General features: G+C 61.0%; 20 protein-coding genes and 1 tRNA gene. 19 read left to right on the plus strand and 2 right to left on the minus strand.

Translation table 11 applies throughout. The features are described 5' to 3' along the window. Window positions 1–313: 313 nt before the first annotated feature. The 4 genes from KF827_RS09055 (at window position 314) to KF827_RS09070 (ending at window position 5,669) form a co-directional block, all read left to right on the plus strand. Window positions 314–844: a sigma-70 family RNA polymerase sigma factor gene (locus tag KF827_RS09055; RefSeq protein WP_291003734.1), complete on the plus strand. Its 531-nt coding sequence runs from the start codon at window positions 314–316 to the stop codon at window positions 842–844. Window positions 845–934: 90 nt separating this feature from the next. After that, on the plus strand, window positions 935–1,906 hold the full coding sequence (locus KF827_RS09060) for a FecR family protein (protein ID WP_291003737.1): 972 nt from the start codon (window positions 935–937) through the stop codon (window positions 1,904–1,906). Window positions 1,907–2,049: 143 nt separating this feature from the next. Further along, on the plus strand, window positions 2,050–4,317 hold the full coding sequence (locus KF827_RS09065; RefSeq protein WP_291003740.1) for a TonB-dependent receptor: 2,268 nt from the start codon (window positions 2,050–2,052) through the stop codon (window positions 4,315–4,317). 71 nt (window positions 4,318–4,388) lie between these two features. Further along, on the plus strand, window positions 4,389–5,669 hold the full coding sequence (locus tag KF827_RS09070; protein ID WP_291003743.1) for a PepSY-associated TM helix domain-containing protein: 1,281 nt from the start codon (window positions 4,389–4,391) through the stop codon (window positions 5,667–5,669). 310 nt (window positions 5,670–5,979) lie between these two features. Here KF827_RS09070 and KF827_RS09075 read toward each other — a convergent pair whose 3' ends face one another. Next, window positions 5,980–6,642: a TetR family transcriptional regulator gene (locus tag KF827_RS09075; RefSeq protein WP_291003746.1), complete on the minus strand. Its 663-nt coding sequence runs from the start codon at window positions 6,640–6,642 to the stop codon at window positions 5,980–5,982. A 155-nt stretch (window positions 6,643–6,797) separates the two neighbouring features. On the opposite strand from KF827_RS09075, the gene KF827_RS09080 reads away from it, so the two are divergent. The 6 genes from KF827_RS09080 to KF827_RS09105 all read left to right on the plus strand — a co-directional run bounded on the left by KF827_RS09080 (window position 6,798) and on the right by KF827_RS09105 (window position 11,538). Further along, window positions 6,798–7,739: an acetamidase/formamidase family protein gene (locus tag KF827_RS09080; protein ID WP_291003750.1), complete on the plus strand. Its 942-nt coding sequence runs from the start codon at window positions 6,798–6,800 to the stop codon at window positions 7,737–7,739. Window positions 7,740–7,985: 246 nt separating this feature from the next. Further along, window positions 7,986–8,960, plus strand: a complete 975-nt coding sequence (locus KF827_RS09085) for an NrtA/SsuA/CpmA family ABC transporter substrate-binding protein (protein WP_291003753.1) — start codon at window positions 7,986–7,988, stop codon at window positions 8,958–8,960. 10 nt (window positions 8,961–8,970) lie between these two features. After that, window positions 8,971–9,771: an ABC transporter permease gene (locus tag KF827_RS09090; RefSeq protein ID WP_291003756.1), complete on the plus strand. Its 801-nt coding sequence runs from the start codon at window positions 8,971–8,973 to the stop codon at window positions 9,769–9,771. Further along, the gene (locus KF827_RS09095; RefSeq protein ID WP_291003759.1) at window positions 9,764–10,531 is read left to right on the plus strand and encodes an ABC transporter ATP-binding protein; all 768 of its coding nucleotides are present in this window, start codon (window positions 9,764–9,766) and stop codon (window positions 10,529–10,531) included. Before KF827_RS09090 ends, KF827_RS09095 begins: the two co-directional genes overlap by 8 nt. Before the next feature lie 30 nt (window positions 10,532–10,561). After that, window positions 10,562–11,038: a RidA family protein gene (locus KF827_RS09100; protein WP_291003762.1), complete on the plus strand. Its 477-nt coding sequence runs from the start codon at window positions 10,562–10,564 to the stop codon at window positions 11,036–11,038. Between the two features lie 14 nt (window positions 11,039–11,052). After that, window positions 11,053–11,538 carry a RidA family protein gene (locus tag KF827_RS09105; RefSeq protein ID WP_291003765.1) on the plus strand — a complete coding sequence of 162 codons (486 nt, stop codon included), beginning with the start codon at window positions 11,053–11,055 and terminating at the stop codon, window positions 11,536–11,538. Between the two features lie 70 nt (window positions 11,539–11,608). On the opposite strand, the gene KF827_RS09110 is transcribed toward KF827_RS09105, so the two are convergent. Next, window positions 11,609–11,698, minus strand: a tRNA-Ser gene (locus KF827_RS09110). A 247-nt stretch (window positions 11,699–11,945) separates the two neighbouring features. Between KF827_RS09110 and KF827_RS09115 the strand changes: the two genes are divergently transcribed. The 9 genes from KF827_RS09115 to KF827_RS09155 form a co-directional block, all read left to right on the plus strand. Next, window positions 11,946–13,079: a DUF917 domain-containing protein gene (locus KF827_RS09115; protein ID WP_291003768.1), complete on the plus strand. Its 1,134-nt coding sequence runs from the start codon at window positions 11,946–11,948 to the stop codon at window positions 13,077–13,079. Then, window positions 13,076–14,134 carry an LLM class flavin-dependent oxidoreductase gene (locus KF827_RS09120; protein ID WP_291003771.1) on the plus strand — a complete coding sequence of 353 codons (1,059 nt, stop codon included), beginning with the start codon at window positions 13,076–13,078 and terminating at the stop codon, window positions 14,132–14,134. The genes KF827_RS09115 and KF827_RS09120 overlap by 4 nt, the downstream gene beginning before the upstream one ends. Next, a complete protein-coding gene (locus KF827_RS09125; protein ID WP_291003774.1) occupies window positions 14,131–15,000 on the plus strand; it encodes a xanthine dehydrogenase family protein subunit M in 870 nt (289 codons plus the stop codon). The genes KF827_RS09120 and KF827_RS09125 overlap by 4 nt, the downstream gene beginning before the upstream one ends. Then, complete coding sequence (locus KF827_RS09130; RefSeq protein WP_291003777.1) at window positions 14,993–15,466, plus strand: (2Fe-2S)-binding protein; 474 nt, start codon at window positions 14,993–14,995, stop codon at window positions 15,464–15,466. Before KF827_RS09125 ends, KF827_RS09130 begins: the two co-directional genes overlap by 8 nt. Further along, window positions 15,463–17,730: a xanthine dehydrogenase family protein molybdopterin-binding subunit gene (locus tag KF827_RS09135; protein ID WP_291003780.1), complete on the plus strand. Its 2,268-nt coding sequence runs from the start codon at window positions 15,463–15,465 to the stop codon at window positions 17,728–17,730. Before KF827_RS09130 ends, KF827_RS09135 begins: the two co-directional genes overlap by 4 nt. Next, entirely contained in the window at window positions 17,727–18,209 is a 483-nt protein-coding gene (locus tag KF827_RS09140) for a (2Fe-2S)-binding protein (protein ID WP_291003783.1), read from the plus strand. Before KF827_RS09135 ends, KF827_RS09140 begins: the two co-directional genes overlap by 4 nt. Further along, window positions 18,206–21,583 carry a molybdopterin cofactor-binding domain-containing protein gene (locus tag KF827_RS09145; RefSeq protein WP_291003786.1) on the plus strand — a complete coding sequence of 1,126 codons (3,378 nt, stop codon included), beginning with the start codon at window positions 18,206–18,208 and terminating at the stop codon, window positions 21,581–21,583. Before KF827_RS09140 ends, KF827_RS09145 begins: the two co-directional genes overlap by 4 nt. A gap of 105 nt (window positions 21,584–21,688) precedes the next feature. Further along, window positions 21,689–22,789, plus strand: coding sequence for an ABC transporter substrate-binding protein (locus tag KF827_RS09150; RefSeq protein WP_291003789.1), 1,101 nt, complete (start codon window positions 21,689–21,691; stop codon window positions 22,787–22,789). 22 nt (window positions 22,790–22,811) lie between these two features. Continuing rightward, on the plus strand, window positions 22,812–23,337 hold a 526-nt coding region (locus tag KF827_RS09155; protein WP_291003792.1), incomplete at its 3' end, for an ABC transporter ATP-binding protein.

The following is a 23,337-nucleotide window of genomic DNA, read 5'->3' on the forward strand; positions in this document are numbered from 1 at the left end:
AAAGCCTCGACAGAAGAGGGGGGGGGTGAGTGGATCAAAGCCCTGGTCACCGATCATGTGATGCGGTCCGGTTCGGCTGAGCAACCAAAGGTTGTTCTGCGTGCCGCGAGTTGACTGTCTTTGCCGCTGGGGCCTGATATCGCGCGTGCCGCGTGCCGGCTCTGGCACAGACCGTGCCGGGCAACCTCTCCCAGCCTGCTGACGTGGGGGCTGGCCCCTGCGCTTCGTTTGACAAGCAACAGACACTGCAGCTAAATGCAAACAATTCGCAATAGCAGGCTGGCCTATCGGGGGACAGCGCGACGGAACGGGTATGCGAGCCACCGATCACGACATCCTTGGCCTGTTTGTTTCGCACCAGCGCGAGTTGATCGGCTATGCGCGTGCCATCGTCGGCGACCAGGGTCTGGCCGAGGATATCGTGCAGGACGCCTATATCCGTATAGACCGCGTCGGCAGAGGCGTGGCCGGTGGCGCAGACCGTCTGGATGGCCCTGTCGCCTATTTGTTCCGCATTGTGCGTAATCTTGCGATCGACCATCGCCGGCGGCTGGGCCGCGAAAACGCGCATATCGTCTCCGATGCGCTGGCCGATACCGCGGCCATTGCCGAGGAGCGTCCCGGTCCTGAAGCCACCGCCATTGCCCGTAACGAACTGCGCCTGCTGACGGATGCGCTGGCGGAATTGCCGGAACGCTCGAGGATCGCGCTGGAGATGTACCGCTTCGGAGGCTGTCGCTTCAGCGATATTGCCGAGCATCTCGACGTATCGGTCGGCACGGCGCACAAGCTTGTGGTTGAGGCTCTGCGGCATTGCCGGCAGCGCGTCTACACTGGACGGTAAGCCCATGATCAAGGCCCGGGCCGCCAACCCAATTGCATCTGCCCCATTTTCAGGTCTATGTCTTAAGATCGTTCGAGGACCAGCCCGCTCGTGACCTACAGGACCATACCCAATTCCGCCCCCAATTCTGCCGATGAATGGATTGTCGCCCTGAACGACAATCCGGCGGACGGCAGATTGCGCCAACAGCACAGCCAGTGGCTGGAACAGAGCGACAGAAACCGCCGCGACTGGAACGAGAGTCTGCATGTCTGGCAGATGCTGGATCGCACCGTGCCGGCGCATGTCGAGGCCTGGGGGCGTCAGCTTGGCAAGGCCTGCGGCGACACTGTCGTGCCGCTGCCGCAGCGCCGAGGTCGCGTTGCGCTTGCAGCCGCAGCTGCAATTGCCGCAGTGCTTGCCGTCGCAGTCCTGCCGCACACAATCCGCCGGCTCGGGGCCGACGTGGCGACGGCCAGTGGCGAAATCCGTACCCTCGATCTGCCGGATGGCAGCCGGTTACAGCTGGCACCGCAAAGTACTGTCGCTTTCAGTTTTGATGCCGATCGTCGGCAGGTCGAACTGCTGCGCGGGGAAGCCTGGTTCGATGTCGTGCCCATGACCGGGCAGACCTTCCGCGTGGTCGCCGGCGATGTGAAGGTGAGCGTGCTCGGTACCGGTTTCGAGGTTCGCCGCGATGGCCGGGATGTCAGTGTGGCCGTCGATCATGGCCGCGTGCAGGTTGATTTCGCGGCGATGTCGCAGGTTCTTGGCGCCGGCGAAGTGCTGCATCTCGGAGACGGCCGCCAGCTGCAGGTCGAGAAGGTCAGTCCCGAATTGATCGCCAGCTGGCGCAGCGGCCAGCTGGTGGCCAAGAACCAGACCATCCGCGAAGCAGCCGCCGCGCTGAATCGCTATTTCGACGGCTGGATTATCGTCGCCGACGACAATCTGGGCCGGCAGCCGCTGACCGGCGTCTATGCGCTGTCCAACCCCAGGGCTTCGCTCGCGGCTATTGCCCGGGTACAGGGGGCGACGGTGCACGAGATTTCGCCCTGGTTGCTGGTGATTTCCAGCAACTGACCCTCCTGGGGCAGTTTTTTCTGCCTGGCGCGATTTTTTTCTGAACGGCCGAGCTCCGCCATCGTCAATCCATTGGGAATCTGCGCATCAGTCGCATGTGCAGTAGGCCCGTTGGCGTAGTAGTAAAGTGGAGAAATCGGAAGATGTTGGGGGAAGTTCTGCCGCAGGCGCGTGCCCGGTCGGCCACAGTGTTGCGTTGCGTGTTGTTCGCCACGACGGTTCTGGCCCTGCCTGTGGCAGCCAGTCTCGCCCGCGCCCAGACGCAGGCGCCGTCTCCGGTGCCACAGGCCGGTCCGGCCCAGCATAATTTCGACATTGCTGCGTTGCCGTTGTCGGATGCGCTGGCGCTGTTCGGCCGGCAGGCCAATGTGCAGATTCTGGCCCATGGCGATCTGGTGAGCGGCCTGCGCTCGAGCCCGGTGAAGGGTTCGATGCCGACCGAGGTGGCGCTGCGCCAGCTGCTGGCCGGAACCGGCCTGCTGTATCGCATCGGCGCGGACGGCGCTATCACGCTGCAGGCCGGCGGTGCGACCACGTCTTCTGTCACCATGCTGAGTCACATCACCGTTGAAGGCCGCATGACCGATGACCGTTTCGGCGCTGCGGATCGTGCCTCGTCGCTGACGGTCACGCAGACCGATCTGGAGCGCCGAGCGCCGACCAATATCCGCGAGGTGTTTGCGGGCGAGGCGGGTGTCTCGGTCGGCGGCGGTATTCCGCTCAGCCAGAAGGTCTATGTGCATGGCGTCGAGGAAACCAATCTCGCCGTCAGCATCGATGGCGCGCGCCAGAACAACAAGATATTCCATCACAGCGGCACGAATCTGATGGATCCTAGCCTGCTGAAGGCGGCGCGCATCGATCCCGGTGTGGCGCCGGCCGATGCCGGTCCGGCCGCGCTGGGTGGCGCCATCGTTTACGAAACCGTCGATGTTGCCGACGTGCTGGCCCCCGGCCGCAATTTCGGCGGCTTCGCCACGCTCAGCTACGAAAGCAATGGCGGTACCGTGACCAACGGCAACTCGGCCTATGGCAAGATCGGTGGCGCCGAGGTGCTGGGCTTTTTCAAATGGACCAAGGGCGACGACTACGACGCCGGCAACGGCGCCCAGACCATCGGCACCGGCGCCGACATGCGCTCGGGCCTGTTCAAGACCGCACTGGAATCCGACCGGCACCGACTGGAACTTTCGGCAGAGCAGGTGAGGGACCGCGCGGCACGTCCATATCGTGGCAACATAGGATCCCTGACCAATCGACCAGCGGAGCGTGAGCGTACATACGATCTGCAGCGCCGGAATTTCGTACTGAATTATTCCATGCCAGACGCGACCGGTCTGTGGGATCCGAAGATCGTGCTGGCGTATAGCGCGTCCGAGCTGCGGCTCGGCGTGCCGTCTGGCAGCATCGGCGAGACCGGCGGCATCTCCGGAAAATTCGAGAATGATTTCAACTTCGACAGCCGGAATACTCTGACTGCGGGTGTCGATTTTTATGACGACGAAGCATCCTACCACGATGCAACAACCAGAGAGATCGCCGAGACGGCGTCGAATACCGGCGTCTACGCACAGGCCCGCATTCAGCCGCACGACCTGCTGCGGCTGTCGTTCGGCGGTCGCGGCGACCGTCAGGAATTCAAAGGGGTCAGCGGATACTCGCAAACCGAAACCGGCTTGAGCGGCAATGTCTCAGCCGCGTCGGATGTGACCGATAATCTGACGCTCAAGGCCGGCTATTCGAATATCTGGGGTGGCGTGGCGCTGGCGGAGAACTTCATCTTTAACCGGAACTGGAATTACAGAACGGGCATTAGCCCGGTCCATTCGGAGAACTACACCACTGGCTTCGATGCCCATGTCGGCGGTTTCACGTTCAATGCGGGCTTGTTCCGCAACAACTTCGAGAACTTCCGCGATGCCAGCTTCAACGGCGGTCCGGCGATCATGCTGAATTTCGAGACCCGCGGTTACGATCTCGGTGGCGGCTATAACTGGGGAAACGGCTTCGTCCGCGCCACCTACACGAATGCGCTGCTCAAACTGAATGGCGCCCTTACGGAGTCTGATGCCAGCCAGTATCTCGGCACGCCGATCGGCCGCATCATTTCGTTGGAAGCGTCGCATCGCTTCGAGGATCTGGGTGTCCGGGTCGGCGGCACGATCGACAAGACCCTCAAGAATGCCAAAGTGGCATCCAACACCGGTCCCTTGCCGGGCTATACGGTCGTCAGCCTTTACACGGAATACCAGCCAGCCCAGGCCGAATTCCTCACCCTGCGGCTGGAGGTCAACAATCTATTCGACGAAATCTATGCCGACCGTGCCACCTATGGTCAGGAATTCACCAATGTGCGTCCGCTTTATGAGCCGGGCAGGTCGGTGATGCTGATGGCCAAAGCCAAGTTCTGAGGCGAGCGGTCTTTCATATTTGATCCCCGGGCCGCCGCCGCGACCCGGGGAATTCCGTTTTCGGGGATTCGATGCGCGCGATATTCACCATTATCCATCGCTGGTTCGGCCTGGTGATTGCCGCCTTTGTTTTCGTTACCGGTATCACCGGCGCGATCATCGCCTGGGATCATGAACTAGATGCTCTACTCAACCCGCATCTGATGCGGGTGAGCAGCCGTGGTCCGGCGCTGCCGGCCGTCGAACTGGTGCGTCAGGTGGAGGCACGCGACCCGCATATCCGCATCACGTATCTCCCTTTGCTGGTCGAACCTGGCAAGCCGCTGGCTCTGTTCGGGGTGCCGCGCACCGATCCAGAGACGAAGCGGCCATATGTGCTGAACTACAACCAGATTTTCCTGGATCCAGTGACCGGTGCTGAACTCGGTCGGCGCGAATGGGGGCGGATGTGGCCGGTCAGCAGCGAGAACCTGATCCCATTTCTCTACAAGCTGCATTACACACTGCATATTCCGAAAATCTGGGGCACCGACAAATGGGGCGTATGGCTATTGGGCGCCATCGCCATCATCTGGGCGTTCGACTGTTTCGTCGGTTTTTACCTGACACTGCCGTTGCGGCGGCAGGCGCGCGCCGCGCGTACCGCCAGCGTGCAGCGGCAGCTCGATAAGAGCTGGTGGACGCGCTGGAAACCGGCCTGGATGGTAAAATGGTCCGGCAGCGCCTATCGCATCAATTTCGATATTCATCGCGCTTTCAGTCTTTGGACGTGGCTGTTGCTGTTCATGCTGGCCTTCACCAGCATCTACCTGAACCTGTACAGCGAGATTTTCCGCCCTGTTCTCTCGGCCGTGTCACGGCTGACGCCGACGCCATTCGATACACGCAAGCCGTTTCCCGCCACGGCACAGATCGAACCGGTGCTGGATTACCAGCAGATCAAGGGGCTGGCTGAGGCGGAAGCAGCGCGGCGCGGCTGGAACACTCCGGTCGGCGCGATTTCCTATGCACCGCGGTTTGGCTTTTACAGTCCACGCTTTTACGAGGCCGGCGACGATCATAGCAATGCCGGCGTTGGACCGGCGCGGATTTACATCGACGGCATGACTGGCGAGGTGCTCGGCGCCCGTATTCCATGGCAAGGCACCGCAGCCGATATCTTCATGCAGGCGCAGTTCCCGCTGCATTCGGGGCGTATCCTCGGTCTGCCGGGGCGCATCCTCATCTCGATCATGGGGATCGTCTGTGCGGTACTGTCGGTTACCGGTGTGGTGATCTGGTATCGCAAGCGGGTAAGCCGACAGCGGAAGGCCGTATTGGCAGGCAGATTGGCCAAGCAGCCGGCTGAATGATTGGGCCAGCTTTACCTAACCTGACTGCTTTACCTGACCTGACTGCGCGCCGAAGGCTATGAAATTTTGGCGGAGAGGGAGGATGCTTCCGCCATACTTGCGCGTAAGGCTGCGTAAGATCGCGTCGGCAATATTCTTTGAAAAGCAAATAGTTAGATACGAGCTGTGTTTACCTAATTATTCCAATGAGGTACAAAGCGGCCACGGATTTGTGGGTAGAGTTGTGGGTACCAGCGACGACGCTTGGGGATGCAAAAGCTTGCCAACCAGGTATGAAGCGCATCGTTGCCTGCGCATTGATGTCCCTCGTTCAGGCCGGCTTCTTAAGATACGTCGCGAGAATTTCTCGGGCCATGGAGTAATGCTCATTCTGCCAAGGCTTCGACAGGACGCGCTTGTCAAAGATCGCGGCCAGGGTATAACCGTTCGATTTATGGAAATATGCTAACGCGACCATGGTGACATACAGGTGCAGGGGGGGGATGCCTGCGCGGATGGTGCCCTGTGCCTGCCCTCGTTTCAGCAGGGTGCCGATCTGATCCAGCACGGGCGAGGCGACAGTCGGCGTTGCAATGGATTCCTTGAGAAATTTGGCTTCCTCGAGATTTTCAGCAGAGAGCAGGCGAATGAGTTCCGGATGCCTGGAAAAGTGCTCGAAGGTGAAGTTGAACATGCTGATCAGGCCTTCGAGCGGTTCGCTGGTCGTCACATCCAGCTTAAGCTCTTCAGTGCGCAACTGGCCGAGAACGTGCTCAAGAACGGCAACATATAATCCAGCCTTGTCGTCGTAGTAATGGTAGATCATACGCGCATTGACGCCTGCCATCTCGCAGATCACATCAATTCTCGCGCCGGCAAAGCCGTTCTGGGCAAATTGGTCGATGGCGGCGCGCAGGATCTTTTCCTTGGTCTCGGCCACATTGGCCGCGCGTGGACCGACGGGTGCCCCGATAGGTTTCTTTTTCGCTCGCACGATTTCCTCGCTTCGCCGTAGGCTCATGATTAACGAGATCAACTGGAGCGGACAAGTCTGTCTTTGTAAAAGTCATGGGATGCACAAATAATAAGCATATAATTACTATTGTGATCTGGCAGGTTTCTGTCAGGATTGCCTGGACAGGAGTGCTCATGCAGCATCATCGGCTGATTGCGGAACCTGAGACTGTGCATTGGGGGTGGTTTGAGGCCGCCTTACCGCCTGTCCTGACGATTGAGAGCGGTGACCGGGTGACGGTCGAGACGGTCTCCGGCGGTCCGGGCAATCTGCCGGGCGAAGACTTTTACGTTCCCCCGGAACTCTATCGTATCCACGAGAAATGCCAGCGCCGGCTGCCGGGCCATATCCTGACCGGTCCGATCCGCATACGCGGGGCTGAACCTGGCGACGTGCTGGAAATCCGTATTCTGGACATCAGCCTCCGGCAGGACTGGGGATATACCTTCATCCGCCCGCTGGCCGGCGCCCTGCCGAATGATTTCGACACCGGCGAGCAGATGATCGTCGCGTTGGATCGTGACAGGAATATGGCCCGTCTCCCCTGGGGGACGGAGTTGCCGCTGCGCCCGTTCTTCGGCGTCATGGGCGTTGCGCCGCCGCCGGCCTGGGGCAGCATTTCATCGATCCAGCCGCGCGCGCATGGCGGAAATCTCGACAATAAAGAGCTGATTCCCGGCGCGACGCTTTACCTGCCGGTTCTTACGGAGGGCGGGCATTTGTCGCTGGGCGACGGGCATGGTGTCCAGGGCGATGGTGAAGTCTGCACCACCGCCATAGAAACGGCGCTGGAAGGCACGATCGAGGTGATTCTGCGCAAGGATCTGAACTTCACCTATCCGCATGCAGAAACGCCGACGCATTACGTAACAATGGGTATGGACCCGGACCTCGATGATGCCGCGAGCCATGCCTTGCGTCGCATGATGGAACTGGTGACGACCAATTCAAACCTGTCGCGGCACCAAGCCTTCATGCTGATGAGCCTGAGTGCGGATGTTCGTGTCACCCAGCTGGTGAACGAGCATAAGGGCATCCATGTAATGCTCCCGAAAAGCGTGTTGTCGCAGCCATAACTTGCCATCAGGTGCGGTGGCCCACTCTCTGCGACGAGAGAGGGGCTATCGTTGTGCGGAACCGGTGCAGGCGAAGCACGCATATCCTCAATCGATGCTCACTATTTAATCTGACATCCAAATTTTCAGCGCGACCGGTTTCGCCTTCGCAGGTCAAACCATTGAAATTTCGTGTGAGCAGAAATGGCACGACAATTGCTTTTGAAATAATAGTAAGTGAATATATACTAATAGGAGAGTAATGCCATGATATCGACCCGACGCACGTTCCTCCGTCATCTTGCGGTTTCCAACCTGGCGTTGGTTGCCGCGGGCGCGGCTGGTTTTGCACCGTCCCGCGTTTTCGCGCAGCAGGCGACCGTCAAGGTCGGCGCATTGCGCACGATCCCAGCCATTGCCCAGTTCATGTATGAACGGTTCGCCCCCACGGGCATGAAAATCGAAGTTGTCCCCTTTGCCAGTCCCGCCGAGTGCAAGAATGCCGTGGTTGGCCGCTCGATCGATTTCGCCGGATTTGGCGTGGCGGCCGCTATCTCGGGCGCGGCCGCGGGTGAGCCTCTGACGGTGATTGGCGGGCTGTGCGATGGCGGTATGGCCGTGGTGGCCAAAAAAGATTTGCCGATTGCAAAACTGACGGATCTGAAGGGTCGCAAGGTTGCCATCTGGCCCGGCTCGACGCAGGAAATCTTCATCATGGAGCGCCTGCGCGCTGAGGGACTGAGCAAGACGGACATCACGCCGGTTCGCATATTCTTCAGCGAAATGCATGCGGCGCTGGCGAATGGGGACGTCGATGCCTATGTCGGTGCCGAACCCGCCCCGGGCATTTCGGTGTCATCCGGCATTGGCAAGATCATCGAATATCCGTATTCGACGCCGATGGGGTCGCTCAATGTGATTCTGGCTACCCATCCGGCGCTGATCAAAGAGAAGACGGATCTGGTGCGGGCGATGCTGGATGTGCACCGTCAGGCGAGCGAGTTCTGCATGAAAAACCGCGAGGAAACCATTGTGGCGGCAGTGAAGCTGTTCGGCATGAAGCGTGAAGCGGTGGAAATCAGCCTGCCGAATATTGAATTGAACTGGCAGCTTTCCCCTGAACTGATCCGCCGAGCCAGCATCTACGCCAAGCATATGCTGGATATGCAGCAGATTCGGGCGATCCCGGACTTTGCCACGCTGATGGACCCCAGCTTCTCGAACGCCCTGGCGAAGGTCTGACGGAGCGGCAATGCGCCTGCGTCTCGGAAAAAGCATGTCCTTGAGCCGGATACTGCTCGCTTTGGCAGTACCGGCTCTGGGGCTGGCCGCCTGGCATCTGGCGACCAGCAACCGTGGTTACAGTCTGATCCCACCGCCCTGGACCGTGGCAGTCCAGTGGTGGGATCTGGCGGTCGGCGGCGTCTGGAACGATGCGTATTCCGCCATGTTGATGACGCATACGCTGGCCAGCCTTGGTCGGGTCTTTGGTGGCTTTGCGCTGGCGGCAGTCGTTGCAATACCGCTCGGCATGCTGATCGGGCGTGTCCCGTTGATCCGGAATCTGTTCGATCCGCTGCTGCAGCTGTTGCGACCGATTCCGGTGACGGCCTGGCTACCGCTGGCGCTCATCCTGTTCGGTATCGGGCCTAAATCCGCATTCTTTCTGGTTTTCCTCGGTTCTTTCTATCCCATCCTGATGAACACGGTGTTTGGCGTACGCAATGTGGAGGAGCGGTTGTTCGAAGCCGCCGCGATGCTTGGTGTTTCGTCGCAGGCCGTGTTCTGGAAAGTCGTACTACCCGCCTCCCTGCCATCGATTTTTACCGGCCTGAGACTCGGGCTGGGCATTGCCTGGGTCGTCATCGTCATCGGTGAAATGACCGGCGTGCAGACCGGCCTCGGGGCGATCATCATGGAAGCCAGGCAGATGTCGCGCACGGAAGTCGTGCTGTGCGGCATGGTTACGATCGGCATTCTCGGCTTTCTGTCCGATCAGGTCGTGCAACTGCTCGGACGCTGGCTGCTGCGCTGGAGTCCACAGCATGTTTGACCGCCAGATGCAGCCTATTCTCGATGCCAGTCATCTGACCAAACAGTTTGTCATGCGTGGTGAGGCAGTGACGGCGCTAGCCGATGCCAACCTGCGTATCTGCAAGGGAGAGTTCGTCTGTCTGATCGGGCCGTCAGGATGCGGGAAATCAACGCTGCTGCGGATGATCGCAGGATTCGAAACGGTGACCGAAGGCAGCCTCCTGATGTGGGGGGCGCCGATTGCCGGGCCCGGCCAGAATCGCGGCATGGTCTTTCAGGACTATGGGCTGTTCCCCTGGCTGACCGTGCGGCAGAACATCGCCTTCGGCCCGGCTGCCAGCGGGTTGTCCCGGTCGGTGGTTGCCGCGACGGCAGACCGCTTTGTCCGAATGGTCGGGTTGGAGGCATTCGCTGATGCCTATCCGCACCAGCTTTCAGGAGGCATGAAACAGCGTGTCGCCATCGCCCGTGTCCTGGCGAATGATGCGGAAGTGGTTCTGATGGATGAGCCATTCGGTGCGCTGGATGCCATGACGCGGGAGCGGCTGCAGGAAGAATTGCTCGACCTATGGGCCAAATCAAAACTGACGGTGATTTTTGTCACGCATGCCATAGAGGAAGCTATCCTCCTTGCAGATCGGGTCGTCGTCATGTCGCCCAGGCCTGGGCGCATCATTGCCGATGAGAAAATCGAACTGCTGCGGCCGCGCGATCCGACCAGCCCCGAATTCAATGCGCTTCGGCGTCATTTGTCGGGCCTGCTGGGCGGGGCACATTGATTATCAGAATGGATTGCCGGAGTGGTTGTCATGGATAGTGTCGTGCCTGTCAGGGAGCGTATGGAAAGCTTGGGCATAGTCCTGCCGAATGTCCCAAAACCTATTGCGAATTTCTCACCGTGGCAGCGCCGGAATGACATCATTTATCTGGCGGGACAGATCTGCGAGTGGAATGGCGTTGTAACCTGCAAGGGCAGGGTTGGGCACGACGTCGATCTGGAAACTGCACAAAAAGCCGCCCGTGTCTGTGCGCTCAACCTTGTCGCAGCTTTGGCAGAAGCACTGGATGGCGAACTCGGGCGCGTCAGGTCCTGTCTCCGGGTGGGTGGTTTTGTCAACTGCACGCCCGACTTTCCCTCGGTCCCCCATGTCATAAATGGAGCATCGAATCTGTTTCACGAGATATTCGGATCAGACGTCGCAAGCCATGCCCGGACGGCAGTTGGCGTGGTGCAATTGCCGCAAGGGGCCTCAGTGGAGGTCGATGCAGTCTTTGCAGTTTCGTAGTCAGGGAGGGCAAGATGGACATCAATACGGAAGCTTCAGCTGAGCAGCGCTTGATCTCGATGGGAATTGAGTTGCCGAACGTGCCGCGGCCCATCCCCAGTTTCGTGCCGTGGAAACGCCACAACGATCTCGTTTATCTGGCGGCCCAGAACTGCGTGTGGAACGGCGCGGTAGTATATGCCGGAAAAGTCGGTCATGCGATCGATCTGGAAACCGGGCAGAAGGCGGCGCGTCTCTGCGCGCTGAACCTTGTCGCGGCCCTGCGGGAGGCCGTGGACGGCAACCTGGACCGCGTCATGTCATGCCTCCGGGTGGGCGGCTTTGTAAATTGCACGCCGGACTTCACGTCTGTACCGCATGTCGTCAACGGGGCTTCGGATTGTTTCCACCAGATATTCGGGCCGGCAATCGCGGCGCATGCCCGCACAGCCATTGGGGTGAATCAGTTGCCGCAAGGCGCGGCCGTAGCCGTGGATGCGGTCTTTGCAGTGACGATCTGAGCGTGATTTGTGGGTACGATTACTGACGCGCAATAACGCGGAACAATATCAATATCTTGGATACTGAAACTGGCGGAGAGGGTGGGATTCGAACCCACGGTACCCGCAAAGGCACAACGGTTTTCGAGACCGCCCCGATCGACCACTCTGGCACCTCTCCGCAAATTTGTGAGGCCGGTCGAAAAGCGCGCGGACCTTATCCGATGGGCCTGACCGTCGCAAGGCTTTAGGCCGCGGCTAAACAGGTTGCTCGCAGAGCCACTTAAGGCTTTTTCCAGGGCACATCGCAGCCGGCAGTCAGCTTGGCTTGGCGCATTCGGCCGGGCTTGACGGAGGCGGCTTGCCGGCGTAAATTCGTCTCTATAATAAAAACGTTGTCTCATTATTAAAGACGAAAAGGCGATGTGATGCCGACAGGCGCGTTAAACTCGGTTGAGGATTTGGAGGATTTCATACGCGGGCTGACCGTGCTGGGCACGGGCGGCGGCGGGCGGCCGGATGCCGGTCGCGCTGCCTTGCTGCCTTTGATAGAGCAGGGCGGCCAGCCATGCTGGCGGCCGCTTGAAGGCATCGGCGACGATGATCTGTTCTGCTCGCTGTCGGGCCTTGGCTCCATCGCGCCGGTGCCGCCGATGAGCGAGGAGGAGCGTGTAGCCGCCGGCTATCCGCGCCAGATGCAGGCCGAGCCGCCGATGCTGCGCGCGCTGAAGGCGCTGGAAACCCATCTCGGCCGTAAGATCGCCGGCATCTACCCCATCGAGCTTGGCGCCGGCAATTCGCCGATGCCGCTGGCGGCGGCCATGGCGGCGGGCATCGACATGGTGGATTGCGATTGCGCCGGCCGCGCCATCCCGGAAATGTCGCAGAGCACGATCGCACGCTCCGGCATTCCGTTCGCACCGGCGGTTTATGCCGATCATTGGGGCATGCTGATGACGGTAAGCGATTGCAACAGCATGTTGCTGGGCGAGCGACTGGGCAAGGCGATCAGTACGGTCACCAAGGCAGCCGATATGAAGGCGCAGCTGGCGCGTGCGGCTTTCGTGGTGGATGGCCGCACATTGAAGCGCCATGCCTTGTCTGGCGGCCTCAGCCAAGCCTTGCAGCTGGGCCGGGCCATTTCGGCGGCGCGGCGTGCCGGCACGGATGCCACCGATGCCGCGGCAGCCGCCATGGGCGGGCGCGTGGTGCATCGTGGGCGGCTGGTGCGCAAGAGCTGGGAATCGCGCGAAGGCTACATGTTCGGCGATCTCTACATTGATGCCGCCGATGGCAGCAAAGCCCGGATCTGGCTGAAGAACGAGAATCATATCGTCTGGATCGACGATGTGCCGCGCTATACCTCGCCGGATCTGATCTGCGTGGTGCAGGCCCATACCGCCGAGCCCTATACCAACACCACGCTGCCTGAGGGCATCGACGTGGCGGTGATCGTGGCTCCGGCGCCGCCGCAATTGCGCACGCCTGAGGCGATAGCCGCGCTTGGGCCGCGCCATTATGGCTTCGATCTGGATTACCTGCCGCTGGAGATTGCGCAATGAGTTTGGGTTTGTTGATGGCGGGCCATGCCGATCCTTTTGCGCTGGCCGATCTGGCGGCGAAGGCCGAACAGCTAGGTTTCAGCGATGTGTGGATCGCCGATGAGCGTTTCTACCGCGAGGTTTATGCGCTGCTCAGCGTGATTGCCATGAAAACCGAGCGGATACAGCTCGGCCCCTGCGTCACTGATCCGTTTTCGCGCCATCCAGCCCTTACCGCCATGGCCATCACCACGCTGGACGATATCTCGCGCGGCCGCGCCATCCTTGGCTTGGGCGCCGGCATTTCGGGCTTTGCCGAGATGGAAATGCCGCGCCCCAAGCCGATCCGTGCCATCCGCGAAAGCGCGGAGTTGATTCGCGCCATGTGCAGCGGCGAGGAAGTGACCTATCGCGGCGAGATCGTGGTGCTGAATGGCGGCAAGCTGGGCTACAAGCCGCGCCGCGCCGTCTTGCCGCTTTGGATTGCCAGCAATGGCCCGATGGGGCAGGAGATGTCGGCCAAGATTGCCGACGCGGTGATCATGGAGGCTTGCGGCAATGCGGCCGAGGCCGCTTTCTTCCGCGCCCGTATCGACAAGGCTGCTGCATCGGCTGGCCGGGCACCCGGCAGCGCGAAATGCATCGCGCGGCTCAATCTCTCGATCAGCGATAATCGCGCCGATGCCTTCGATGCCTTGCGCCTGCGCACGGCACGCACGCTGGCGGCAGGCCGCACCCATTTCGATACGCTGGAAAGCCAGGGCCTGACTTTGAGCGAGAGTGTCCGGGCCAAGGTGGCCGATGTGCCATACAAGGCCGGCGCCGCCCCCTATGAAGCAATCCGCGACGACGTGACCGATGCCATGGTGAGCGCCGTGGCCCTGGCTGGCAATGGCCAGGATATCCAGGCGCAATTGGGGCAGCTATTTGCCGCCGGCATCGATGGCGTAATCGTTGCGGCTCTGCCCGCCAAAGGCATGGATGCCGCTGCCACGCTGGAGAAATTCGTGACTGAAGCCTGGCGGCCGGCCTGGTCGGCGGCTGGCAGGGCTCCGTTGGATATGGCTGCGGCATGAACTTTCAATTGCATAAGGCTGCCTCGCTGCCTGATGCCATCGCGCTGTCGCGTCGGCTGGCCCCCGATGTGCGCTATATCGCTGGCGGCACAGATCTGATCATCCAGTTGCGCCGCGGCGTGAAATCCTTCGGCAACCTGATCGATCTTTCCGGGTTGAAAAGCCTGCGTCAGATAGCCGAAACCGCCGAAGGCTATCGTATCGGTGCGCTGTGCACCCACAAGGATATCGACCTGCATTCCGGCCTGTTGCGCGATTACCCGGCTTTGGGCCAGGCGGCGCGCGTGGTGGGTGGCCATCAGGTGCGCAATGCCGGCACGATTGGTGGCAATCTCGCCAATGCCTCGCCGGCCGCCGATGTGGCTGTGGCCTTGCTGGGGCTGGATGCCGTGATCGTAGCGGCAGGCGAGGGCGGCAGCCGCCATATTGCGATTGCCGATTTTTTCACCGGTCCCGGTCAGAGCCTGTTGGCGCCTGGCGAGTTGATCGAGGCCGTATTGCTGCCGAAGCCGGCGCCGGGCGAAAGCTGCTGCTTCCTCAAGGCCGGTCGGCGCAAGGCGATGGAGATTGCGGTGGTGTCGGTGGCGCTGCGGCTGCGGTTGGATAACGCGGGCGCCATTGCCGATATCCGCATTGCGCTGGGCGCCGTTGGGCCCCGGCCATTACGCGCGCTGGGCACGGAAGCAATGCTGCTGGGCCGCAAGCCCGATGCTGCGCTGATTGCCAAGGCAGCGGTCGCCATTCAGGCCGATTGCACGCCGCGCAGCGATGTACGGGCGAGCGCGGAATACCGGCGCGAACTGGTGGGCGGCATGTTGCTGCGCGCATTGCAGCATTGCCTGAAAGCGGAGATACCCCATGCGTAAGCTCAGTCTGACGGTCAATGGGGAACGTCATGATATCGACGCGGAAGACAGCGCCACGCTGCTGGATGTGCTGCGGTTGAAGCTGTTTCTCACCGGCACGAAATCCAATTGCCTGGAAGCCGAATGCGGCGTCTGTACGGTGCTGATCGATGGCCGGGCGATCAATTCCTGCATCACGCTGGCAGCGCAATGCGAGGGCGCGGATATTCGCACCATCGAAGGCATGACCGACGGCGATAAGCTGCATCCTTTGCAGCAATCCTTCATCGAATGCGATGCGGTGCAATGCGGCTATTGCATTCCCGGCATGATCATGACCGCCGCAGGCCTGCTCAACGAAAAACCCAATCCCAGTTTCGAGGAAATTCAAGAAGGTCTGTGCGGCACGCTATGCCGCTGCACCGGCTATACCAAGATCGTTCAGGCCGTGCAGCATGCCGCGCAAGACGGACGGGTGCGGCAATGAATATGCACCCGCATCGCAACCAGGTGAATGTCGGCACGCGGCACAAGCGCATCGATGCGTTGGGCAAGGTGACTGGCGCCACCATTTACGCCTCTGATTTCAGCCTGCCGGGCATGCTGCATGGCCGCATCCTGCGTAGCGAACATGCCCATGCCGAAATCGTGGCGCTGGATCTTTCGGTTGCCGAAGCAATGCCCGGGGTGCGCGCCGTCGTTACCGCTAAAACCATGGCATTCCATCGTTATGGCAATCTGGTGAAGGATTTCCAGGTTTTTGCCGAAGGTCGCGTCAGCTATATCGGCCAGGCGATTGCCGCCGTGGCAGCCGATACACCGGAAATCGCCGAAGCGGCGATGCAGGCGATCCGTGTGGAATACCGGCCGCTGCCGGCGGTATTCGATCCGATTGTTGCCATGCAGCCGGATGCCCCGGTGCTGCATCCCGATCTGCTGCAATATAAGGCTTCTCCGCTGGCTGATCGCGCAGGCAATCGTTCGGGCCGCACCACCATCACGGTGGGTGATGTGGAAGCGGGTTTTCGGCAAAGCTATCGGGTTTACGAGCATCGTTTCCGCACGCCGCCGATCCATGCCGGTTATACCGAGCCGCGTGTGGCCGTGGCGCAATGGGATGCGGCCGGCATCGGCACGGTATGGTGCAATACGCAATTGCTGTTTGATACGCAGGCCGCGCTGGCGGAGATATTCGGCGTCAATGTCACGCAGATCCGTGTGATCGTGCCGGCCATTGGCGGCGGTTTCGGCGGCAAGCTGCGCATAGGCATGGAGCATTATGCCCTGGCCCTGGCGCGCGTGGCGAAACGGCCGGTGCGGGTGTTCAGCACCTCGCATGAGGAATTATCGGCAGCGCTGTTCCGCTACGGTTCGGTGATCGAGGTGAAAACCGGCGTGGATCGCGAAGGCCGTATTCTGGCCAAGCAGGCCCGGGCCATCATCGATACCGGCGCCTGCTCTGGCTCCGGCCCATTGGTGGCGTCCACCGCCACATTGATTCTGGCCGGGCCTTATCGCATTCCCAATCTGCTGCTGGAAGGCCTGGCAATCTACACCAACAATCATCCTGGCGGCTCCATGCGTGCGCCCTCGGGGCCGATGCCGAATTTTGCCATCGAATCGCAGATGGATATCATCGCTGCCGATCTCGGCATCGATCCGCTGGAATTCCGGCTGCGCAATATCATCCATGAAGGCGATCTCAGTGCCACCGGCCAGGTGATGACCGGCGTAGGCCTGGAGGAATGCCTGCTCAAGGCCGCCGATGCCATCGGCTGGGATCGTAAGAACCCGGAAAACAATCGCGGCAAGGGGCTGGCCATCGGCGCTTGGATGACCTCGCGCGGATCGTCTGGCGCCTATCTGAAACTCAGCGCCGATGGGCGTTTCACGCTGATGGTGGGCGTGGTCGAGCTTGGCACCGGTGCACTGACCGGCGTGGCGCAAATTCTGGCCGATGAACTGAGCGTGGATGTGGCCGATATTTCGGTGGTCAGTGCTGATTCCCACATCACGCCTTATGATTTCGGTTCCCAAGGCAGCCGCACCATGGCCACCGTAGCCAATGCCGCGCGGCTGGCTGCTGCCAATCTGCTAGGCAAGATGCGGCCGCTGGCGGCCAAGGCGCTGGGTGTGCCCGAAGCCGAATTGCAGATGCGCGGCAAGGGCTTTGTCGCCGGCGAAAAATCCATCAGCTTTGCGGCATTGGCGGCGCAGGCGCAGATGAGTGCCGGCGGCCTCATCGCCGAGGGCACCTATATCGCTGATCCCATCGCCTACGATGCTAGCCGTGTGCGCAATCATTTCTCGCCAGGCTGGCCTTCGCCGAGCTTCCATGCCCATGCGGTCGATCTACAGGTCGATCCGATGTCGGGAGAAATCACCATCAAGGATTACGTAGTGGCCCAGGATGTGGGCTATGCGATCAATCCATCCAATCTTGAAGGGCAGATCGAGGGCGGCGTGGTGCAGGGTATCGGCCAGGCAATCAGCGAGGAGCTGGTGCAGGTTGAAGGCCGTGTGTTGAACGCCAATCTCACCGATTACAAGATGCCCACCATCATGGATGTGCCGCCGATCCGCGTGGTGCTGGTGGAGCATCCATCCGCCACCGGTCCCTATGGCGCCAAGGGCGTGGGCGAGCCGTCCTGCATCGAGCCGCCGGCCGCCATTGCCAATGCCGTTGCCAGCGCCACCGGTAAACGCATCCTCGATTTGCCGGTCACGGCGGAAAAGATCGCCAGAGCATGAAGCAGCCCGCGCCGGATAACGCCGCCACCGTAATGGCTTTCACGGTCAATGGCCGTGATGTCAGCCTGTCGGTGCGCGCGGATATCACGCTGGCGGAATTGCTGCGCGATCAACTTGCGCTCACCGGCACCAAGATCGGTTGCGGCAGCGGCGAATGCGGTGCGTGTACGGTGATCGTGGATGGCGCTGCCGTGCCGGCTTGCATCACGCCTGCCTTGTTGGTGCAGGGTGCGGATATCCAAACCGTGGAAGGGCTGGCCATCGAGGACGCATTGCATCCGTTGCAACGCGCCTTCATCGATAATGGCGCGTTTCAATGCGGTTTCTGCACCGCGGGCATGCTGATGTCTGCCACCGCCTTGCTAAAGCAGAATCCCCATCCCAGCGAAGCCGATATCCGCATGGCATTGCAGGGCAATATCTGCCGCTGCACGGGTTATGTGCAGATCCTGAAGGCTGTTCAGGAGGCTGCACGATGAGCCTCAAGGCCATAGGTCGGAGCATTCCGCAGCTTGAATCCGGCAGCAAGGTTACCGGGCAGGGGCAGTATACCCATGATGTGTCGCTGCCTGGCATGTTGTATGCCTGTGTCCTACGCAGTCCGCATGCGGCGGCGCGTATAGAAGGCATCGATGCCGAAGCCGCGCGCGCCATGCCTGGCGTGGCCTGCGTGATCACGGCTGCGGATTTTTCCGATAACCGTTATGTCAATTTCGGCCCCGCCTATGCCGACCGGTATCCGATGGCGCGTGATGTGGTGCGCTTCCATGGCGAGGAAGTGGCCGCCGTGGCCGCCGAAACGCCGCAGCAGGCCTGGGCGGCGGCGCAGGCTATTGCGGTGCGCTACACAGCCATGCCGACAGCCACCAGCCTGGAAGCTGCCCTGGCGCCTGATGCGCCGGAGATTCATCCACCCAAGCCCAATCTGCCGCGCAATGTGGCCCAGCTTGCCGATGCGCGTTTCGGCGATGTGGACAAGGCCATGCAATCGGCTGTTCTGAGCGTGGAAGGTAGCTTCCGCCATGGCATCGTGTGGCCGGTTTGCATGGAAACCAATGCCACGGTGGCACGGTTTGATGCCGCCAGTGGCGAGTTGGAAGTCTGGTGCGGCACCCAGGCGCCGTTTTTCGTGCGCAAGGAACTGGCGCAAGTGATCGGCCTGCCGCTTGGCAAGATCAAGGTGCGCTCGGTGTTGATCGGTGGCGGTTTCGGTGGAAAATCGCAGGCGCCGGAGCAGATTGCCATCGCGGCCATGCTGGCTGTGCGTTGCGGCCGTCCGGTAAAGCTGGTGCTGTCGCGCGACGAGGAATACCTCGCCGGCAAGACCGATCATGCCAAGGTGATGCATCTGAAAACCGCCGTGGATGCCGATGGCAATATCGTGGCGCGTTTCCTGGAAGGCCTGGTCGATAACGGTGCCTACACCCATATGGGGCCGGTTTATGTTTCGGCCATGCGCCAGCGTTTGCTCAATCTCTATCGTGTGCAATCGGCCGAATACAAGGCCAAGCTGGTTTATACCAACAAGGTGCCGGGCGGTTCCTATCGCGGCATGGGTGCGCCGGGCATCATCTGGGCCCTGGAAACCCAGATCGACGAGATCGCCGACAAGCTCGGCCTCGATCCGGTGGAATACCGTAAGCGCATTGCCAACCGGCCCGGCGACGTAACCCAGCTTGGTTGGAAGATCACCTCCTGCGCGCTGGCCGATTGCATCCAGCGCGCAGCCGATCTGATCGGCTGGGAACAGAAACGCGGCAAGCTGCCGAAATATCGCGGCATCGGCATCGCTTCGATGATCCATCCCAGCGGCAGCGTGCTATACCCGGAAGGCAATTTTTCCAATGTGGCGCTGACCGCGCAGCCCGATGGCCGTTTTCTGATCGGCACGCAAACCGCCGATGCCGGTACCGGGCAGAATACCATTCTGGCGCAGTTGGTTGCCGACAAGCTGGAACTGCCCGTCGAGTTGTTCGACGTGCTGCATATGGATACCGAACAGAATCCCGACGATCTGGGCAGTGCGGCTTCCCGCGTCACCTTTGTCACCGGTAATGCGGCGTTGAATGCCGGCGGCGATTTGTTGACCGAATTCAAGCGCCGGCTGGCCGAGGATTGGTCGGTATCGCCTGATGCCATTGCCTATGCCGGCGGGATTTTTGCGCATCCCGCCGATGCATCGCAGAATGTGGGCATCGATCAACTGGCCCAGCGTTATGGCAGCATCCGCGTGGAAGGCCATTACGCCATCGACCAGGCGCGGCCCGATGCCAATGGTTTCGGCAATTATGCCGTCTCCTATGCTTTCGCCGCCCAGGCGGTGGAAGTGGAGGTGGATCCCGAAACCGGCCATGTGCGGGTATTGAATGTGGCCTCGGTGCAGGATGTGGGCCGCGTGCTCAATCCCACGGCGCTGGAGGGCCAAACCTATGGCGGCATCATGCAGGGCATCGGCATGGCGCTCAGCGAGGAAGTGCTGTTTCAGGATGGCAAGCCGGTCAATCGATCGCTGATCAACTATCGTGTGCCGCGCATTGCCGACACGCCGCATATCGCGGTGGAATTCATCGAAACCTCGGAAGAATTGGGGCCATTCGGCGCCAAGGCAGCCGGCGAACCCACCATCAACGCCACCATTGCCGCGGTGGCCAATGCTGTGGCCAATGCCGTGGGCCATCGCTTCCACACGCTGCCGATCACTCCCGAAGCGGTGCTGGCGGTGCTGCGTGCGCGTGAACCCAAGCCGGCCTTGAAGCCTTATAAACGCCCCTATAATGCCGAAGTGGCGGCGGTACGTGCGGCCTATCCGGCGATGTTTCCGGCGATGCAGAAACTGGGCGCGGCTTTGGGCCATAAGCGACCGCGCATCGGCAGCTTCGATTTGCGACAGGCCGATAATCTGCAAACGGCACTGGATACTCTGGGCGAAACAGCAAATGCCGCGAAGCTGATCGGCGGCGGCACGGATCTGCTGCCTGGCATTCGCCAGGGCGTTTATGCGCCGGCTTTGCTGCTTTCATGCGCCGGCCTGCCGGGCATGCGTGATATAGCCATCGACGGACGGGGCACCATCAGCATCGGCGCCGCCGTAACCCTGTCGCAATTGCAAAACCATGCCGGAATCCGGCAATGGCTGCCCGGCCTGTATGATGCCATCGGCCAGATTGCCACCTTGCAGGTGCGCAATCGCGCCACCGTGGCCGGCGACCTCTGCCAGGAAAAACGGTGCTGGTTCTTCCGTTCGGCCACGCCTTGCTATCGTTTCTCCGGCCCGTCCTGCCCTTGCTATGCGGTGCTGGGCGAAAGCCGGCATCATTCCATCATCGGCGCGGGCCGGTGCGCTGCGCCCTGCGTTTCCGATCTGGCACCGATCCTTACGGCGCTGGGCGCCTGCCTGCATGTGGTGGGGCCGCAAGGCAATCGCGTGGTGATGGTGGAAGATCTTTACGTCTGGGCCGGCGAAACCGTGCTGCGGCGTGGCGAGATCATCACGCGGATCGAAATTCCCGCAGCGGCGGGTGCGTTCCATTACGAGAAATATGCCCGCTGGCGCGGCGATTTCGCCGAAAGCGCTGCGGCTGTCAGTCTCTCGGGCGACCGCAACTGCCTGCGTCACGTGCGCATTTCGCTGGGCGGTGTGGCGCCCAAGCCGGTGCGGGCGATGGAATCGGAAAATCTGTTGCTGGGTGCCGGGCTGTCGCAGGCGCGCATCCGTGCGGCGGCGGAAGCGGCGGTGCATGGCGCTCTGCCGTTGAAGGACAACCATTACAAGACGACTCTCACCATCGCTGTCGTTGGCCGGGCTATCGCAGCGGCGTTGGACGCTTTGCCGGTAGAAATGGCGGCGGAATAGGGGCGGCCGGGCAGTTTGGGTTTGACCCGTCCGGCATGTCCCATTAGAATAGACGATGTATCTAATATAGAGACAAAGCGAGGTTTTAAGACAATGGGGGCTGATATGACTTCTCCGCGATCCTGGTTTTCCCTGAAGAGCATTCTGGGCGCATCCGCGCTGCTGGTTTCGGCTTGTGCGGCTGCATTGGCGCCCGCCGCCGAAGCTAAGGACAAGTTCGTTTTCGCCTGGCCGTCGGCGATCAATTCCGGCGTTTCGAACCTTACCTTCGGTCGCGCCCTGGGGTTCTTCGATGAAGAAAACCTTGATGTGGAAGTGATCGTGCTCACCGGTTCGGGCGTGATCATCCCACAGCTGCTGGCTGGCACCATCCACACCGCTTATGCCAGCCTCGAGCCGCTGCCGATTTCGCGCCAGCCGGGCAAGCCGAATTTCCCGCTGCGTTTTGTCTACAACTACCTGCCGCGTACCATTTGGGAATTGGCGGTGCTGGACGAAAGCAGCATCAAGACCATGGGCGATCTCGGCGGCAAGACCATCGGCTTCGTCTCGCTCACCTCGGGCAATATCGCCATGACCCAGGCCATGGCCCAGGCCAGCGGCGTGAATTGGGATACCGTGCAGAAGATTGCCGTGGGTTCCGGCGTGCCGGCTTTCGAGGCGCTGCGCCGCAAGAATGTCGATGCGATCAATCTGTGGGATACGATGCATGTGGCGCTCGAAATGGCGGGCACCAAGATTCGCCGTGTGCCTTTCCCGGCAGGTTACGATCTGCTGTCCAGCCATGGCTTCCCGGTTACTGAGGAATTGCTCAAGACCAAGCCGGATCTGATCGCCCGTTTCGGCCGTGCCATGTCGAAGGCGGCGGTGGCCTGCGAGGCCAACCTGGAAGGCTGCATCACCTCCTTCTGGCGCGAATATCCCTCGCTGAAGCCCACCAGCGGCACCGATGCCGACAACCTGAAGAAGGAAGTCACCATCATGAAGCCGCGCATCGCCAACCTGCTGGCTGGCCGCACGGATACCAATATGGGCGCCTTCACCGATAAGGAATGGGACTTGCTGATCGGTGCCCTGAAGCAGGGCAAGCTGATCGAAGCGGATGCGAAAATCCCCCTCGATACGCTTTTCACCAACCAGCTGGTGCCTGAATATAACCGCTTCAGCCGCAGCGACGTTGTCGCCAAGGCCAAGGCCTACAAGTAAGCCGAGAGTATGAGCAAGCAACATGGCCGCTGATCCGGTATTGCAAATCGAGGGTATGTCGGTCGTTTACGACTCGACGCAAGGCCCGCTTACGGCATTGACCAAGCTTGATCTTGAGATCGGCAAGGGCGAGTTCGTGGCGGTGCTTGGCCCCTCGGGGTGTGGCAAATCCACCTTGCTGCGCGTGATCAGCGGCCTGTTGCCGATTTCTGCCGGCACGGCGCGGATATCGGGCGAGCCCATCAAAGGGCCGCGCAAGGATGTCGGTATCGTGTTCCAGCAGCCTACTTTGCTGCCCTGGCGCACGGTGCGCGATAATGTGCTGGTGCCGATCCGTGCCCAGCGGCTGCCGATACAGAATTATCTGGCCGAGGCTGACCGCCTGCTCGAACTGGTAGGGCTTGGCAAATTCGCCTCGCATCTGCCGCGCGAATTGTCGGGCGGTATGCAGCAGCGTGCCGGCATCGCCCGCGGCCTGATCCACGATCCCGCCGTGCTGTTGATGGACGAACCGTTTGCCGCGCTGGATGCCCTGACGCGCGAACGCA

This window comes from Ferrovibrio sp. (genome assembly GCF_019636075.1).
Lineage (GTDB): Bacteria > Pseudomonadota > Alphaproteobacteria > Ferrovibrionales > Ferrovibrionaceae > Ferrovibrio.